This is a genomic window from uncultured Sulfitobacter sp., from assembly GCF_947502895.1.
Lineage (GTDB): Bacteria > Pseudomonadota > Alphaproteobacteria > Rhodobacterales > Rhodobacteraceae > Sulfitobacter.
The window spans coordinates 1-15776 of sequence record NZ_CANNBM010000011.1 but is presented as its reverse complement, the minus strand read 5'-3'; the positions used below and the strand labels follow the sequence as shown (position 1 = coordinate 15776).

Below are 15776 nucleotides of genomic sequence, written 5' to 3'. Positions count from 1 at the left end.
CGCCCCGCTTGTTTGCAAATAGCATCGCTAACCCGCAAGCGAAGAGCGCTCGGAAAGCAGCGACGAGAACAGCCTAGAGAACCTCAAAGAGGCCTGCCGCACCCATGCCACCGCCCACACACATGGTGCAGACAACATATTTTGCACCGCGGCGTTTGCCCTCGATCAGCGCATGACCAACCATGCGTGCGCCAGACATACCGTAGGGGTGACCTATAGAAATTGCGCCACCGTTCACGTTCAGCAATTCATCCGGGATACCCAGCACATCACGCGACTGGATTACCTGCACGGCGAAAGCCTCGTTCAGCTCCCACAGGCCGATATCATCCATCGTTAGACCGTGCGCCTTGAGCAGTGGTGGCACGGCGTAGATCGGGCCGATGCCCATCTCGTCTGGCTCACAACCTGCGGCCATAACGCCGACATAGCGACCCAGTGGTTGCAGGCCCATTTGTTCTGCTTTTTTGGCTTCCATGACAACAGTTGCGGACGCACCATCGCTTAGCTGCGAAGCGTTCCCTGCGGTGATGAACTTGCCTTCCTTGATGTGGATGCCGTCTTTGTGCACTGGCTGTAAGCCCGCGAGGCTTTCGGCGGACGTACCGGGGCGGTTGCCCTCGTCCTTCTCGAGCGTCACTTCGTGTTCTGAAATCTCTTTTGTTTCTTTGTTCATGACCATCATCTTACTGGTCATCGGTACGATTTCGTCGTCGAATTTGCCTGCTTGCTGGGCCAGATGTGTATTTTCCTGAGAGCGGGCAGCGTATTCGTCCTGACGCTCGCGGCTGACGTTATAGCGTTCTGCCACTGTCTCGGCTGTCTCCAGCATCGACATATAGATTTCAGGCTTGTGCTCTTTGAGCCAGCTGTCAGCTTTCACACGCATTTCAGGTGTTTGCACCATAGAGATACTTTCAACACCACCACCGATAACCACGTCCATGCCATCTGTGATGACCTGTTTGGCCGCCGTTGCAATCGCCATCATCCCTGAGGCGCACTGACGGTCCAGCGACATACCCGCAACTGTCACGGGCAGACCCGCGCGCACCGCCGCTTGCCGGGCAATGTTGCCACCCGAATGGCCCTGCTGGAGCGCAGCACCAATGATGCAATCCTGAATTTCCGAAACATCAACGCCCGCGCGTTTGACGGCATGCTCGATCGCATGAGCAGCAAGGGCTTGGGGGGTCGTGTTGTTGAAAGCACCCCGGTAGGCTTTGCCAATCGGGGTACGGGCCGTGGATACAATTACTGCGTCACGCATGGGGTAGTCTCCTATATTACCAGTCGAGCTTCAGGCCTTTGGCCTTGGCTGCATTGAGGGCGTATTTCTTGGTCTGGCCGAAAGCGTCGCCCAGCTGTTGTTGGTTTTCGGGATCACGGATTTGGTCAAACTTGGCGGCCACTGCTTCGGGCGAATTGTCCTCCCCCATCAGCGTAATGCCTTGGGTCTCATAGACACGCGTCTCGGCATAGCTGCCTGCACCCGCACCAAGGATCACTTGGCTCGGACCATCCTCGCTCACCAGATAAAGCAATCCCGGCGTGATGGTTTCTGGCGCAAGCAATTCCTGCGCCTCCTCAGGCAATAGATCAGCCGTCATGCGCGTTGCTGCGGTCGGGGCCAGTGTGTTGACGCGGATATTGTCACGCGCGCCCTCCATATGAAGGACATTCATCAGCCCCAACATTGCAGCTTTTGCCGCACCATAATTGGATTGGCCAAAATTGCCGTACAAGCCAGACGCTGAAGACGTCAGCACAATCCGCCCGTATTTCTGTTCGCGCATGATTGGCCAGCAGGCGTGGGCCACGTTAGCGGAACCAATCAAATGCACATCGACGACCTTGCGAAAAGCGGCCATGTCCATCTTGGCAAATGTCTTGTCCATCAGGATGCCAGCGTTATTGACGCAAATATCAATACGGCCCCATGCATCCATCGCCTGTGCGACCATATCTTTGACGGCGACCTCGTCCGAGACATCAGCACCGTGGGTTATCGCATCGCCACCCATGGCCTTGATCTCGGCGACAACCGCTTCGGCTGCATCAGAGGACCGGCCAGTGCCATCGCGTGACACGCCCAAATCGTTTACAACAACCCTGGCACCGCGTGATGCCAGCCCCAGTGCATGAGAACGACCAAGACCAACCCCCGCACCAGTGACGATCGCCACGCGTCCATCAAACCGTATATCAGCCATCAGTGCAGCGCCTGCTCAAAGATGTTAGGACCGGACATCACATTGATACCGCCCGAGACAGGAACAATCGCCCCCGTCACATAAGCGCCACCGCGCCCGCACAAAAACAGCATGCAGCCGGCGATATCTTCATCACGCCCTACGCGCTTGAGCGGTACATCATCGCCAACCTTACTTCGCATCTCTTCGTCGTGGGTAGCAAAGGCGGTCATCCGGCTCACGAACGGCCCCGGGGCCAGTGCATTGACAGTGATCGCATGGCCCGCCAGCTCTTTGCCCAGAATTTTCGTCATATGGTGCACGGCGGCCTTGGACATAGAATAGGAATAGGCCCCATCACCCATCTCACGCTCGCCCATAACAGAACCTACGTTGATGACCCGCGCAGGATCATCGACCGTGCCACTGGCGCTCAGCATCGGAAGCAGCTTTTGCGTCAGATCGAACATGCCCGCCACGTTGACGTCCATTACCTTTGACCACGCTTTAAACGGGAACTGTCCCATCGGCGCACCCCAAGTGATTCCAGCGTTGTTCATCAGAATGTCGAGGCGGTCTGTACGCTCTTTTACAGCAGCGACCAGCGCATCGACACCTTCCTCGGTGCCGACATCACCCGAAAAGCCAATGACTTTTCCCGACGCGCCCAAGGCGTTCAGCTCTTTCGCCACCGCTTCGCAAGCATCACCCTTACGGCTGGCGATCAGCACAGTTGCCCCCGCACGCATGAGCGCTTCGGCGGCCATTCGGCCAATCCCGGTCGCGCCACCCGTGACCAAAGCCACTTTTCCGTTCAATCCGAACAGCGTTTCAATATCCATGCTCAGAACCCTCTCAATGCCGCAACTTTTTCCGCGTGATAGCTGTAGTCGCCCAGCCATTCCGCACCGACACGTGCGCGTTTCATATAAAAGCCCATGTCATATGCATCAGTCATGCCGATCCCGCCATGCATCTGCACACCTTCCTGCACTGCCAGTGTGGCAGTCGAGGTCGCCTTGGCCTTGGCAAGCGACACGGCCATTTCAGCATTTTCTGGATCACTGTCCAACATCCGCCCCGCATTCAAAATAGCAGAGGCAGTTACTTCGGTTTCGCACCACAGATGCGCCGCACGGTGCTGCAACGCTTGGAAACGGCCAATTTCGATACCGAATTGCTTGCGCTCTTTCAGATACCCCACGGTCATATCGAACGCACCAGCCGCAAGCCCTGCCATTTCGGCGGCAAGAGCCGCTTGACCCGCGCGCAAGGCAGGCCGCAGCACGGACATGGCATTGTCCACCTGCCCCAACACGTCCTCGCCCGTTGCCTCGACATTATCAAAGTCGATTTTCGCGGCGTCACGCGCATCAATCATGTTTGATTTGTCACGGATAATCCCTGCGCGGTCAGCGGGAATATCAAACAGGGTAAGCCCATCAGAGGTTTTAGCCAGCACCAACAAGCGGTCTGCCATCGCACCATCGACAACAAACGTCTTTTTCCCCGTCAGGCGGAACCCGTTTCCGTCCGCTTTTGCCTCCATCGCGCTGGCATCAGGATCATGCTTGATCCCTTCATCAATAGCCAAAGCATATGTCACGTCACCCGTTGCGATCTTTGCCAGTGCCGCTTTGGCGCGGTCATCGCTGACCTGACGCAACGCTGTTGCCGCCATGACTGCCGTGCTGAGAAACGGGGATACCGCAAGTGTCTTGCCCATTTCCTGTGCGATCACATTTGCCGCAGCAAACCCCATATCAGAGCCGCCCGCCGCCTCGGGCACCAACACGCCAGCCCAACCCATGTCAGCCATTTCTTTCCACAACTTGGGATCATGTGTTTCACCCGCATCGCGCATCTTGCGAAAGGTGCTGACAGGTGCCGCGCCATCCAGAAAACCGCGCGCCATATCGGCCAGCATCGTTTCTTCTTCGGTCAATACAAGTTTGCTCATGCTGGCAGCCCCAATACACGCCGCGACACAATAGAAAGCATCACCTCGGATGTGCCACCTTCGATGCTGTTGGCCTTGGTGCGCAACCAATCGCCTGCGCGGTTGCCCACATCGCCGTCCCATTCCAGCGCTGCGGAACCACCCGCCGTCATCATCAACTCGTGGCGTTGCTTGTTGAGCTCAGTACCCATGTATTTTAGCATCGCCGAGGCGTCACCTGCACCTTGCCCTGCTTCGGCCTGATCTTTGTACCGCTCAAGCGTCAGCCCCATAGAGAGCGCATCAATCTCGCAGCGCATGGCATCGGCGCGCAAGGTTGCGTCCAGCTCATCCTGCGTGTCACGCAGAACCGCACCCAATGCACGGCCCCCGCTTTCCAGCGCACCACTGCCCGAGATCATCTCGCGTTCGTGAGTCAGCAGATATTTCGCAACATCCCAGCCGCGGTTCTCGGTTCCCACGATACGGTCTTTCGGGACCTTCACATCGGTAAAGAATGTCTCGCAGAACGGCGAAATGCCCGAAATCATCTTGATCGGACGCGTCTCGACGCCTGCATCCTCCATATCAATTAAGAGAAACGAGATGCCCAAGTGCTTTTTCGCATCGCGATCCGTGCGCACAAGCGCAAAAATCTGGTCTGCTTTGTCTGCATATGACGTCCATATTTTCTGACCGTTCACCAGCCAATGATCGCCTCTGTCTTCCCCGTAGGTCTGCACATTGGCAAGGTCAGACCCCGCACCCGGCTCACTGTATCCTTGACACCATCGCACTTCACCACGCGCAATCGGAGGCAGGTAGTGCAGCTTTTGCTCGTGGCTGCCAAAGTGCAGCAGCGCAGGGCCAAGCATCCAGATGCCAAAGCTCTGCAGTGGGATGCGCGCGTTGATACGGCCCATTTCTGCATTGAATATTTTTTCCTCGTCACGGGTCAGGCCTGCGCCGCCATACTCGGTGGGCCATGTGGGCACGGTGTACCCTTTGGCTGCACACCGCTCAAGCCACAGTTTCTGAGCTTCAGATGTGAAAACCCAATCTTTGCCGCCCCAGCAAATGCCATCCTCGGTCACTGCGCCATCGCGCATTTCCTGCGGGCAATTTGCCTCCAGCCAGTCGCGCAATTCTGCGCGAAATTCTTCAGCCGTTTGTGCGTCAGACATCCCGTTTCCTCCCGTTACACGTGTGCGGCCTCTTGCGGGCCACCATTCCGCACAGCAGAATTGCATTTCGAAATTCGATTGACAAGCAAGAGTTGCACTGGCCCATTACGGATAAAATAATACAGAGGAGACACCCCGATGAAAGCGATGCTAAGCCATGAGCCAGGCGGCCCGGAGACACTGAAGCTCACCGAAGTCGAGACGCCAGAACCAAGCAAAAAGCAGGTCCGCATCCGTGTGCGCGCAGCGGGCCTCAACTTTCCCGATACGCTGATTATCAAGGACATGTACCAGATGAAGCCGCCGCGTCCCTTTGCGCCAGGTGGTGAAATCGCGGGCGAGGTTGAGGCGCTGGGTGAAGGGGTGACGGGGTTGGCAGTGGGCGACCGTGTACTGGCGATGTCGGGCTTTGGTGGCTTCGCGACTCACATCTGTATTGATGCTGCACGGGTGATGAAAATACCTGATGCGATGCCTTATGACGAAGCGTCATGCTTGGTGCTCACCTATGGTACCTCGCACCATGCCCTGAAAAACCGCGCGGAAATCAAGGCAGGCGAATCGCTGTTGGTGCTTGGCGCGGCAGGCGGTGTAGGTGCTGCCGCGATCGAATTGGGCAAAGCCGCTGGTGCGCGCGTTATTGCCGCTGTTAGCTCTGAAGAGAAGGCCCAGTTTTGTCGTGATCTCGGCGCGGATGAGACGATAATCTACACCCGTGAGATGGATGATCGTGATGCACAAAAGGCGTTCAGCGCCAAGATCAAGGAACTGGCGGGCGGCGATGGTGTAGACGTGGTCTATGATGCAGTCGGTGGAGCATATGCCGAGCCCGCAGTGCGTGCGCTGGCGTGGAAGGGACGTTTTCTCGTGGTCGGATTCCCCGCGGGCATCCCGAAAATTCCGTTGAACCTCACACTATTGAAGGGCTGCCAGATCGTCGGCGTCTTCTGGGGTGCACATACCCTGCGCGAGCCTGACGCCCATGCCGAAAACATGGCAGACCTGTTTCGCATGTACAAAGACGGCCAGATCAAACCGCGCATCTCGGCACGCTTCCCGCTGGAGAAAGCCGCCGATGCGTTGAACCTGATGATGGACCGCAAGGTGCAGGGCAAAGTCGTGCTGGACGTTGACTAGAAACCATGTGTGGCTCTAACCCGCATAAAACGTGGCGCGCCCTAAAGGTGCGCCACGTCGTTAAAGCCCCGCAGGATGTTGCCTTCGGGTCCCATCACGATGCGACTGATGGAGCCGTTATCCGCCCCGTTAAATCCGAAATTGCGCGACCCAGTGACATAGGACAGCGCCGCACCGACCACACCGCCATGCACAACCACGGCGACACTTTCTCCAAGATGGGCATTTGCGATCCGCGTAAGGCCCCGAACAACACGCGCTTGCAACGCAGCAAACGTCTCCGCTCCCGGCAGCTCGCCCCAACATTCCTTTTTACGCGCGCGCAAGAATGCGGGGTCATTCTCAGCGGCACGAAATCGGAACTCACCGCCATCCCACTCACCCAGAAACACTTCGCGCAGATCGGCCTCCACCTTTGGCGTCATCCCAAGCGCCTGCGCCAGCGGCGCCGCCGTCTGATGCGTGCGCTGCATCGTTGTCACATAAATTGCCTTGATCGCCTCATGGCGCAACCGCGCGGCAACAGCGGCCGCTTGTGCCTCACCCTCTGGCCGCAAGGCAGGGTCGCCCTGCCCGTTAATCATCGGGAACATCTCGCCGCGCTTGGCCGCCTGCGTCTCGCCGTGGCGGATCAACACCAACTCACAAGCGTTTGGTCGCAGAACGAATTTATGCTGCCGTGCTTCATTGCTCATATCTCACCCTTTCCAATCAATCCTCCCAAGTAAGGACCAAAACATGACAAACCGCCAGATCGTCGTCGCAGAATTGCCAAAAGGCGCGCTAACCCCTGACAATTTCAAACTGACCGAAACCGACATGCCGACACCCGCCGAGGGTGAGGTACTGCTGCGTGTGATCCTGATGTCTATTGATGCGGCAAACCGCAGCTGGATGCAGGGCGCCACGTACCGCGCGGCCGTAGACGCCGGCGATCCGATGCCCACATATGCGATTTGCGAAGTCGTCCAGTCCAACTCTCCCCGCCTTGCAGTAGGGGATGTGGTCGCGGCAGAGGCAACATGGTCCGACTACATCGCCATGCCTGCCCACAAGGTACAAAAGCTACCCAAAGTGCACACGCTGTCGAACCTCATGTCGGTCTTTGGTATTGCTGGCAAAACGGCCTACCACGGATTGATGTCTGTAGGGCAGCCACAACCGGGGGAAACCGTGCTTGTCTCTGCCGCTGCTGGTTCTGTTGGCGGCTATGTCGGCCAGATTGCCAAATCTCTTGGCTGCCGCGTTGTTGGCATCGCAGGCGGTAAGGAGAAATGCGATTGGGTCATGGAGCAGTTCGGCTTTGACGCTTGTATCGACTACCGCGCCGATGGATTGTTCAAAGCCTTGCGCGCTGCATGCCCTGAAGGTGTGGACGTATATTTTGACAACGTCGGCGGCACCATTCTCGAAACCGCGCTCAACCTGATGAACGAGCGTGGCCGCGTGGTGTGCTGTGGCGCGATCAGCCAATATGAAAGCACCGCCCCGACAGGCCCGCGCAACCTGCCCGGAGCAATTGTGGTCAAACGCCTGCGGATGGAAGGTTTCATCGTCATGGACTGGGCGCACAACGACGCAAAAGCGATCCGCGCTATGCAGGGTATGATGGAGCGTGGACAGTTGAAAGTTACAGAAGACATCGTCGAGGGGCTTGAGAACGCGCCAAGCGCACTGATCGGTTTGCTCAACGGAGACAATAAGGGCAAGCGTATGGTGCGCGTGTCTGCTGACCCCACATAATCCAAAATGAGGAGAGCGCGTATGTCCGCCCTACAAGATGCCCTGACTGCCAGCGAAAAACTCATCGGGACAGAAGTCGGTGTGTCTAACTGGATTACCGTCGATCAAAAGATGATCGACGATTTTGCCAAGACGACCCATGACGAGCAATGGATTCACGTCGATCCTGAACGCGCCGCTGCCGAGACACCCTTCGGTGGGGCAATCGCCCATGGTTTCCTGACGCTGTCGCTTGCCAGCCGCTTTGCCTATGATTGTTTTGACATGCTGCCGGGTCAGGCGATGGGCATCAACTATGGCATGAACAAGCTGCGGTTTTTGAAACCTGTTGTTGCAGGCAGCCGACTGCGCGGGCGTTTCACATTGCAAAAAGTGACGGCCAAAGGCCCGACAAACATGCTGCGAGAGAACCTTCTCACAATCGAGATCGAGGGCGAGGCAACACCTGCTCTTATCGCAGAATGGTTGGGTTTGGCCGTATTTGAAGACTGAAGAAGCTGTCCTGACCTATTGCATGGGTCAGGACCATCACGGATTAAACGACCATGCAAAAATCGGCGCATTCGGGCCCACTGACTTGGCCTATGATGTTGCGGTCCGCCGCCTGTTGCTGTTCAGCCTCTCGCGCGCAGATCCGAGTGAGCGTTGCACACAAGATTGATCAAATGCTGACCCTTCATCATCCGCCCGACCCGTTAGAGCCATCACAGCGATACTGCCCGACGCAAACCGCATGGATCAAAACCTAGTTGGTCGCGTTGAACGTAAACAGCTGTTGATCATCCAATTTATACCCGTCAATCAAACGCGCCGCGCGCGGACCGCTCAGCCATGCCTCCAGCTTGGCTGCAAGCGCTGCTTTCACATGTGGGTGGCGCATCGCACTGACCGGCAGATAGGCGTATTGGTTGAACAACGCGGCATCGCCCTCAAACACAATAGCCAGGTCGCCCTTGTTCTTGAAATTAAGCCAGCTTGCTCGGTCCGTCAGAATATAAGCCCGCAACGCAGAAGCAGTATTGAGCGCCGCGCCCATGCCAGCACCAACAGCTTTGTACCAGTCACCATTTTGTGCAGGGTCCAGATCTGCTGCGCGCCACAATCCAAGCTCGGTTTTATGTGTGCCACTGTCATCACCTCGGCTGACAAACAATGCTTGATCAGATGCAATACGTTCCAAGGCAACAGATGCAGAAGACGCCTCGGCCAATTGTGCCGGATCATCCGCGGGACCAACAATCACAAAATCATTATACATAATCTCGCGTCGATGCGGCGCGTAGCCTTGGGCAACAAACGCTTCCTCGGCTGTACGGCTGTGGACCAGAATTGCGTCCACATCGCCAGCCTGCCCAAGCTTGATCGCCTGCCCCGTGCCTACCACCAAAAGCTGTACTTCAAGTCCAAGGTCATCTGCGATGGCAGGCAGCAACACCTCTGCTAAACCAGAATTATGAAAAGAGGTTGTGACAGCCATCCGCATCACTTCTTCCGCCGCAACTGCCGAAGTCCAGACTGCGCAAACCATTGCAAAAATGAGGTGCTTCATTCCACGATATCTCCTCTTAGGAACGCTTGGGCCTGCACGCTGGCAGGGGTGTCAAAAAATTGGGCAGCACTGGCCTGTTCGTGAATTTTGCCATGCATCATGAACAGCACTTCATCCGCAAGTCTGCGTGCCTGCCCCAAATCGTGAGTGGACAAGATCAGCCGAGTGCCAGCCATGCGGGCCTGCTGCAAAACGCTCTCAACTTCACGCGTTGCGCGCCCATCCAGCGCCGCAGTCGGCTCATCCAAAAACAACAATTCAGGCTCTGAAATCATAGCACGCGCAAGTGCAAGTTTTTGCTGCTCGCCTCCTGATAGGCTTGTTGCGCTTTGCTCCAGCATCGCTTCCAGCCCCACGCGCACAGCCCAATCTTCAGCCCTTTTGCATGCTGTCGCTTTCTCAACTCCTCTGGTCCGCAAAGGATAAATCAAATTCTCCAGAACGCTTCGGCGCAACATAACCGGACGCTGGAAAACAAAGCCTTGGGCGCGTTGCGCTTGGGCGGCATCACATGCCCAAGCGATACTCCCTTCCGTCAGACGGGCCGAACCGTGCAGCAGACGCAACAGACTGGTTTTACCAGAGCCATTTGGCCCCATCACGACCGTGGCCCCTGCCCCGCCCAACTCCAGATCGACAGGGCCAACCAAACGCCTGCCGCGCCGCACAGTTGCCGCACCCCGTACCTTAAGCGGAAACAAACTCACCACCTGCCCTCCCGTTCGGTCCGGCTTAGCCAGTGGATCGAGAGATTAACCATAATCGCAAGCCCCACCAGAATGATCCCGAGCCCCAGAGCCAGAGCAAAATCACCCTTACCTGTCTCCAAGGCGATTGCGGTGGTGAGAACGCGTGTCGCATTGTCGATATTTCCACCCACAATCATGATTGCGCCGACCTCGCCAATGGCGCGGCCAAATCCTGCCAATGCTGCCGTCAGCAAAGCGCGCCGCGCATCCCACAAAAGGGTCCGCATTTTTTGGCCCTGCGTGACATTCATTGAAATGAGCAAATCGTGATATTCGCTCCAAAGATCGCGCAGCGACTGGTGAGCGATGCTGGCGATAAGCGGGACAATAATAATTACTTGGGCGATAATCATTGCAGTAGGGGTAAACAACAGCCCCAACACCCCGAAAGGGCCAGAGCGCGAGAGCAGGACATAAACAACAAGCCCTACAACCACGGGCGGCAAACCCATCAGGGCATTCAGTACCGCTATCACGCCACGGCGCCAGCGAAACCGCCGCACTGCCAGGAACGCCGCCAAAGGCAACGCGATCGCAGACCCTATGACCAGCGCACTGAGCGTTACTTGCAGCGAGCGCAATGTGATCTGCACCAGATCACTGTCCAGCGTGACAAGCAGCCGAACCGCCTCTGATAAACCTGCCCATAAATCGCCCACTGCGCGCACCACTTCTGTGACGTGATCGTCCACCGCAGACCCTAACGGCAGTGCGCAACCGCCGCAGCCGAAAAAGCGGCGTAGCAGCGCGCAATACCGCCAGCAGAGCCACAGTCATTACTGGGCCTCTGGCGGATGATTGCTGCGGCTAATCGAAAGAGGCGAGCAAATCCATCGCAGTGACGTGATCAAATTGAACGTGGGAAATCATCAATGCTTCGGCCTCATCACTGCGTCTGTCGAGAATCGCCTCGGCTATCTCGGCGTGTTCTGTGGCCGAAGCACCAATGGCCCCGACCGTGCGATAGCGGGCGCGGTAATAAGCCATCAATTTGCGGGCATTGGATTTGATCATCTCCAGCAAAAACGGATTGCCTGACGCCTCACCCACCAACCGGTGAAAATCAAGGTTCAGCTGGTAATAGTCGTTAGGCTGACCATCAACATGCGTGCGGTGGTGAAGCGCACATGCATCCACCACTTCGCGCAATGCTGCTCCGCGCGCGGGCGACAACCGCCTTGCTGCAAGGCCCGCCGCCTGCCCTTCCAGCCGTGCATGCACTTCAAGGATCGCCAGAAACTCCTCCAGCGTGGGCTTGAACACGACCACCCCTTTGCGCGGCTGGCGGATCACCAGCCCCTGCGCCTCCAACTGCAACAAAGCCTCACGCAAGGGAGTGCGCGAAATAGCCAGTTCCGCGATCAGCGCGTCTTCTGCGATTATATCACCGGGATGCAGAAACCCCGCGTCGATTTTTGCCAGAATAGTCTCGACCACCATCTGGCTTTGGACGCCCAAGCTCTACGCCGCCGGAACAGTAAGTAAAATACCGTCAAGCTCGGCTGTCATCTTGACCTGACAGGACAGGCGGCTGGCATCGGTCCGCTCGACATCAGTGGCATCCAGCATTGCATCCTCGAAAGTACCAATTTCTCCCAGCTTGGCCGCCCATGCAGCATCAACAAAGACGTGGCAGGTGGCACAAGATAAGCACCCCCCACAGGCCCCTTCGATATCGGGAATATCGTTTTCTACGGCTGCTTCCATCAGATTAAGGCCCTCAGCCACATCAGCTGTTTTGATGCTGCCATCTGGCAGGGTCCATGTGGCTTTCATTTCGGTATCCTCACAAAAATGGAATATAGAAATCACGCAGGGCAGTGTGATCAAGGTTGGCAGTCTTCTCGACCTCGGCTTCGCGCATAAACAGTTGGTTGTCGACCAGCATTCGCCCCACAGCATCACCAAGGGCAGCATCAGCCGACAGATCAGCGATTGCGCCTGTCAGATCAGCGGCAACACCTTCGGTTGCGTCTGTCAATTCAAACCCGTCACCAGTCTCGGCGGCGGGCAGAGCGTAGCCATTTTCAACACCCAGCAGCGCTGCGTGCAAAACTGCCGCAACCGCGATGTATGGATTGGCAGAGGCATCTGCCATCCGGTGCTCTAGCCGCGATTTGGTACCGCCTTCGGCACTGACACGGGTGGTCACATTGCGGTGGTCCCCGCCCCAGTTGCGCCAATATCCGGACAGGCTGGCAGGTTGTAATCGTTTGTAGCTGAGAGCTGTTGGTGCGACCAGTGCGGCTAACCCGCGGTGGTGGTGCACCAACCCCGCCACGCAGCCACGCGCCAGATCATTCATGTGATCAGGACCACTCTTGCCATCCATACTCAGCGCGTTGTTTCCATTTGCGTCGATAAAGGAGAAATTGATGTGCATCCCCGACCCGCCCGCCTCTTCTATCGGTTTGGGCAGAAAGCTGAGGATGATCCCGTGTTCTAGCGCGACTTCGCGGGCCAGCAGACGGAATAAAATGATGTCGTCGACCGCTTTGAGCGCGTCATCAAAACTTAGGGTGTATTCGAATTGAGGCGCGTCATACTCGGCAGTGATCATGTCGAGGTTGAAGCCCAAAGCGCTCGCCCGATCCCATATAGCATCGTTGAATCCGCGTGGATCTGTTGTTGGCCCCGTACCATACACAACAGCACCCGGCGCATCGTAGGGCACCAGCGTTCCGTCATCTGCACGCTGAAAAGCAAAAGCTTCAAGCTCGATGCCAATTTTCGGGGTCAGCCCTTTGTCAGCCCACGCTGCAATCGCACGTTTCAACGCACCACGCGGGCAGACCTGCAAGGCAGACCCGCTTTGATCATAGAGATCGCCCAACACAATTTTGGTACCAGCATGCCAGCTGTCGCGGATATCGGCCGCATGCCAGCGCAGCTCCATATCTGGCAAACCCTCCAGCATCATTGATCCGGGGGACGGCAACAAATCACGATCAAAATGCACCCCAAAAGTAGAGCGACAAAACCGCGTGTCATCATCGCCAATTTTGGACGCAGGCAAATATTTGCCTCGAATAAGACTGAGGTGATCACAAAAAATAGCACGCAGGCGGTCAGTCATGGGCAGGCTCCTTCAGGACAGATGAACAGTGACAGGCAAGGATTTTATCCCCCCCACAAAATTTGATCGCAAAAACTGGTGCGGGCCAGAAGCCTCGATTCCCGTAATGCGCTTGGCCAGTTCTTCAAACAACACGCGCACTTCGAGACGGGCAAGCCACATCCCCAAGCAGATATGCGGCCCCCCCTGCCCGAACGACAGATGCTTGTTGGGGCTGCGCGCCAGATCAACGTGGAACGGACGATCAAATGCCGCATCATCACGGTTACCCGAAGCGAACCAGTAAACAACCTTGTCACCTTGCTTGACAGTCTTGCCGTGCATCTCGAAGTCGCGCATCGCCGTGCGACGGAAATAAAGGGCAGGTGTCGCCCAGCGTATTATCTCGTCAGGCGCAGTTCCCCAGATATCGCCCTGCTGCATCTGCCGCAGCAATTCGGGCTGATGGCACATGGCCTGCAGACCCGCAGCGATGGAGTAACGTGTGGTATCATTGCCCGCCGCGACCAGCAGACAAAAAAAGTTCCGAAACTCGGTATCCGAAATAACGCTGCCGTCAGGGCCGGGCTGCAAGATAAGATGCAATATCCCGTCCGTATCTCCCGCCGCGTTTTTACGTGCCATCAGGTCTTTTGCATAGGCATACAGTTCTGCTCCTGCCGGTGAATTGAAAGGCATCAAGCGGAATTCGTCGGTGGTCATCTTATCAAGCACATGATCGGTAAAATCAGGGTCTGTGTTGGCAATCAGCGCGTCCCCTTTTTCCACCAGCCATGGCAGATCTTCCTCCGGGGTACCCAGAATGCGGCCCAGCATGCGCATGGGTAATTCGCGGGCAATCCGTTTGGTCGCATCGAAAGTGCCGAGCGGCAAAACATCATCCAGTATTTCAACGCAGATAGTCCGTATCTGCTCCTCGAACCCTGCGATCACTCCTTTGGAAAAGGCTCGTGCCACCTTGATACGGGCATTCATATGATCGCGCCCATCAGTTTCCTGAAAGGTACGCCGTGCGATTACTTCTTCGGGTGATTGATCCTCGATCCTGATACCGTGGGCTGACGACAGCAGCTCTGTTTGGCGATTGAGCGCAAGGATGTCTTCGTGCCGCGTAACAGACCAGAAACCGGCCCCCTGTGCATAGGGTGTCCAGCTAATTGGATCATCTCTGCGCAGGCGTGCAAATGTGTTGTGCGGAGCGCCATTGGCAAAGCTGTCATGGGAAGACAGATCGGCCTGCCCGTCATCAACCGGGTTCCAGATGGTCATCCTCGCCTACCCTTTCAAAAATTATATTTATGTCTCCCAAAAATATACTATGGTCGATTATTAACATGTAAAGGAAAAACTATGCATCTGGCTATTTTGATGGCGAACACGGATGAAAGCGCCTTTGCACAGGCGCATCCGGATGACGGTGAAAAATTCACGGCACTACTGCACAGTGTTCGACCAGATTGGCAGATCGATGTCTTTTCGGTGAAAGACAATATCTTCCCGTCGTCGCTAGATTTTGACGGGCTGCTTGTAACAGGCAGTCCTGCCTCAGTGCACGACGACAGGCCATGGATCGCTCCATTAGAAGCACTCGTGCGCGACGCGGTCAGGCGGAAAATCCCCATGTTTGGTGCGTGTTTTGGCCACCAGATTATCGCAAAAGCACTTGGTGCGACCGTAGAGGACAATCCTGATGGATGGGTATTGGGCCGTATAGAGACTACTTTTCTAGCAAGCGGAAAGCGGGTACCCATCTATGCCGCGCATACAGAACAGGTCACGTCCCTACCGATCGGTGCGCGGCCCATGGCCCATTCGGTTGGGTGCCCCATCGCGGGCTTTGCAATCGAAGATCATGTGCTGACCACACAATATCATCCCGAAATGTCGCAAGCGTTTGTAGCGGCTTTGCTGCTAGCGTTTTCCGACGACATTGGGCAAGAGGTTACTGCCAAGGCTGCAACAACCCTTACACAAGAAACAGATCGCTATGCGCTCGCTGAGTGGATTGCGACATTCTTTGAACGCACATAGCTATAGGGTTATGATGACTTCGGAAATTTCGGCATCTACCGCCTGACAAGCGAACAGGACCCGCCCGATCAAATGGGTTTGTACATAAGCACCGTGAAAGCGACTCGGTGCTCGGAGAGTCAAACGTCCTCCTACTCGGTTAACCCGCTCCAAGGCGCGCAGCCAACTCCCATAGA

17 protein-coding genes are annotated in these 15776 nt (G+C 56.4%); 4 read left to right on the top strand and 13 right to left on the bottom strand.

The window, feature by feature from the left end; genetic code table 11:
- Positions 1–73: 73 nt before the first annotated feature.
- The 5 genes from Q0903_RS19455 to Q0903_RS19435 are packed head-to-tail and all read right to left on the bottom strand — an operon-like array spanning position 74 to position 5315.
- Positions 74–1270 (bottom strand): acetyl-CoA C-acyltransferase, encoded by a 1197-nt coding sequence (locus Q0903_RS19455; RefSeq protein ID WP_299032133.1) that lies wholly within the window; start codon positions 1268–1270, stop codon positions 74–76.
- Between the two features lie 16 nt (positions 1271–1286).
- Positions 1287–2213 carry an SDR family NAD(P)-dependent oxidoreductase gene (locus Q0903_RS19450; protein WP_299417980.1) on the bottom strand — a complete coding sequence of 309 codons (927 nt, stop codon included), beginning with the start codon at positions 2211–2213 and terminating at the stop codon, positions 1287–1289.
- Positions 2213–3034: an SDR family NAD(P)-dependent oxidoreductase gene (locus tag Q0903_RS19445; RefSeq protein ID WP_299417978.1), complete on the bottom strand. Its 822-nt coding sequence runs from the start codon at positions 3032–3034 to the stop codon at positions 2213–2215. The genes Q0903_RS19450 and Q0903_RS19445 overlap by 1 nt, the downstream gene beginning before the upstream one ends.
- Before the next feature lie 2 nt (positions 3035–3036).
- Positions 3037–4152, bottom strand: coding sequence for an acyl-CoA dehydrogenase (locus tag Q0903_RS19440; RefSeq protein ID WP_299417976.1), 1116 nt, complete (start codon positions 4150–4152; stop codon positions 3037–3039).
- Entirely contained in the window at positions 4149–5315 is a 1167-nt protein-coding gene (locus tag Q0903_RS19435; RefSeq protein ID WP_299417974.1) for an acyl-CoA dehydrogenase family protein, read from the bottom strand. Before Q0903_RS19435 ends, Q0903_RS19440 begins: the two co-directional genes overlap by 4 nt.
- Before the next feature lie 138 nt (positions 5316–5453).
- On the opposite strand from Q0903_RS19435, the gene Q0903_RS19430 reads away from it, so the two are divergent.
- A complete protein-coding gene (locus Q0903_RS19430) occupies positions 5454–6452 on the top strand; it encodes an NADPH:quinone oxidoreductase family protein (protein WP_299032005.1) in 999 nt (332 codons plus the stop codon).
- 41 nt (positions 6453–6493) lie between these two features.
- Here Q0903_RS19430 and Q0903_RS19425 read toward each other — a convergent pair whose 3' ends face one another.
- The gene (locus Q0903_RS19425; RefSeq protein WP_299417972.1) at positions 6494–7147 is read right to left on the bottom strand and encodes a histidine phosphatase family protein; all 654 of its coding nucleotides are present in this window, start codon (positions 7145–7147) and stop codon (positions 6494–6496) included.
- 43 nt (positions 7148–7190) lie between these two features.
- On the opposite strand from Q0903_RS19425, the gene Q0903_RS19420 reads away from it, so the two are divergent.
- Together Q0903_RS19420 and Q0903_RS19415 are read left to right on the top strand one after the other, a co-directional pair.
- Positions 7191–8195 (top strand): NADP-dependent oxidoreductase, encoded by a 1005-nt coding sequence (locus Q0903_RS19420; RefSeq protein ID WP_299417970.1) that lies wholly within the window; start codon positions 7191–7193, stop codon positions 8193–8195.
- Positions 8196–8216: 21 nt separating this feature from the next.
- Complete coding sequence (locus Q0903_RS19415; protein ID WP_299417968.1) at positions 8217–8687, top strand: MaoC family dehydratase; 471 nt, start codon at positions 8217–8219, stop codon at positions 8685–8687.
- Between the two features lie 253 nt (positions 8688–8940).
- On the opposite strand, the gene Q0903_RS19410 is transcribed toward Q0903_RS19415, so the two are convergent.
- From Q0903_RS19410 to Q0903_RS19380, 7 genes are all read right to left on the bottom strand, one after another.
- On the bottom strand, positions 8941–9744 hold the full coding sequence (locus Q0903_RS19410) for a substrate-binding domain-containing protein (protein WP_299417966.1): 804 nt from the start codon (positions 9742–9744) through the stop codon (positions 8941–8943).
- The gene (locus Q0903_RS19405; protein ID WP_299417964.1) at positions 9741–10454 is read right to left on the bottom strand and encodes an ATP-binding cassette domain-containing protein; all 714 of its coding nucleotides are present in this window, start codon (positions 10452–10454) and stop codon (positions 9741–9743) included. The genes Q0903_RS19410 and Q0903_RS19405 overlap by 4 nt, the downstream gene beginning before the upstream one ends.
- Entirely contained in the window at positions 10448–11152 is a 705-nt protein-coding gene (locus Q0903_RS19400; protein ID WP_299418032.1) for an ABC transporter permease, read from the bottom strand. Before Q0903_RS19400 ends, Q0903_RS19405 begins: the two co-directional genes overlap by 7 nt.
- Positions 11153–11300: 148 nt before the next feature.
- On the bottom strand, positions 11301–11951 hold the full coding sequence (locus tag Q0903_RS19395) for a GntR family transcriptional regulator (protein WP_299032021.1): 651 nt from the start codon (positions 11949–11951) through the stop codon (positions 11301–11303).
- Positions 11952–11954: 3 nt separating this feature from the next.
- A complete protein-coding gene (locus Q0903_RS19390; RefSeq protein ID WP_299417962.1) occupies positions 11955–12269 on the bottom strand; it encodes a 2Fe-2S iron-sulfur cluster-binding protein in 315 nt (104 codons plus the stop codon).
- A 10-nt stretch (positions 12270–12279) separates the two neighbouring features.
- On the bottom strand, positions 12280–13569 hold the full coding sequence (locus Q0903_RS19385) for a glutamine synthetase family protein (RefSeq protein WP_299417960.1): 1290 nt from the start codon (positions 13567–13569) through the stop codon (positions 12280–12282).
- A 12-nt stretch (positions 13570–13581) separates the two neighbouring features.
- Positions 13582–14838, bottom strand: coding sequence for a cytochrome P450 (locus Q0903_RS19380; RefSeq protein ID WP_299417958.1), 1257 nt, complete (start codon positions 14836–14838; stop codon positions 13582–13584).
- An 81-nt stretch (positions 14839–14919) separates the two neighbouring features.
- Here Q0903_RS19380 and Q0903_RS19375 point away from each other — a divergent pair, with 81 nt between their 5' ends.
- Complete coding sequence (locus tag Q0903_RS19375) at positions 14920–15600, top strand: type 1 glutamine amidotransferase (protein ID WP_299417956.1); 681 nt, start codon at positions 14920–14922, stop codon at positions 15598–15600.
- Positions 15601–15776: the final 176 nt, after the last annotated feature.

Excerpts from the sequence above, each read along its gene's own strand:
- Q0903_RS19455 (WP_299032133.1), bottom strand. The coding sequence starts at position 1,270 with ATGCGTGACGCAGTAATTGTATCCACGGCCCGTACCCCGATTGGCAAA.
- Q0903_RS19450 (WP_299417980.1), bottom strand. The coding sequence starts at position 2,213 with ATGGCTGATATACGGTTTGATGGACGCGTGGCGATCGTCACTGGTGCG.
- Q0903_RS19445 (WP_299417978.1), bottom strand. The coding sequence starts at position 3,034 with ATGGATATTGAAACGCTGTTCGGATTGAACGGAAAAGTGGCTTTGGTC.
- Q0903_RS19440 (WP_299417976.1), bottom strand. The coding sequence starts at position 4,152 with ATGAGCAAACTTGTATTGACCGAAGAAGAAACGATGCTGGCCGATATG.
- Q0903_RS19435 (WP_299417974.1), bottom strand. The coding sequence starts at position 5,315 with ATGTCTGACGCACAAACGGCTGAAGAATTTCGCGCAGAATTGCGCGAC.
- Q0903_RS19430 (WP_299032005.1), top strand. The coding sequence starts at position 5,454 with ATGAAAGCGATGCTAAGCCATGAGCCAGGCGGCCCGGAGACACTGAAG.
- Q0903_RS19425 (WP_299417972.1), bottom strand. The coding sequence starts at position 7,147 with ATGAGCAATGAAGCACGGCAGCATAAATTCGTTCTGCGACCAAACGCT.
- Q0903_RS19420 (WP_299417970.1), top strand. The coding sequence starts at position 7,191 with ATGACAAACCGCCAGATCGTCGTCGCAGAATTGCCAAAAGGCGCGCTA.
- Q0903_RS19415 (WP_299417968.1), top strand. The coding sequence starts at position 8,217 with ATGTCCGCCCTACAAGATGCCCTGACTGCCAGCGAAAAACTCATCGGG.
- Q0903_RS19410 (WP_299417966.1), bottom strand. The coding sequence starts at position 9,744 with ATGAAGCACCTCATTTTTGCAATGGTTTGCGCAGTCTGGACTTCGGCA.
- Q0903_RS19390 (WP_299417962.1), bottom strand. The coding sequence starts at position 12,269 with ATGAAAGCCACATGGACCCTGCCAGATGGCAGCATCAAAACAGCTGAT.
- Q0903_RS19385 (WP_299417960.1), bottom strand. The coding sequence starts at position 13,569 with ATGACTGACCGCCTGCGTGCTATTTTTTGTGATCACCTCAGTCTTATT.
- Q0903_RS19380 (WP_299417958.1), bottom strand. The coding sequence starts at position 14,838 with ATGACCATCTGGAACCCGGTTGATGACGGGCAGGCCGATCTGTCTTCC.
- Q0903_RS19375 (WP_299417956.1), top strand. The coding sequence starts at position 14,920 with ATGCATCTGGCTATTTTGATGGCGAACACGGATGAAAGCGCCTTTGCA.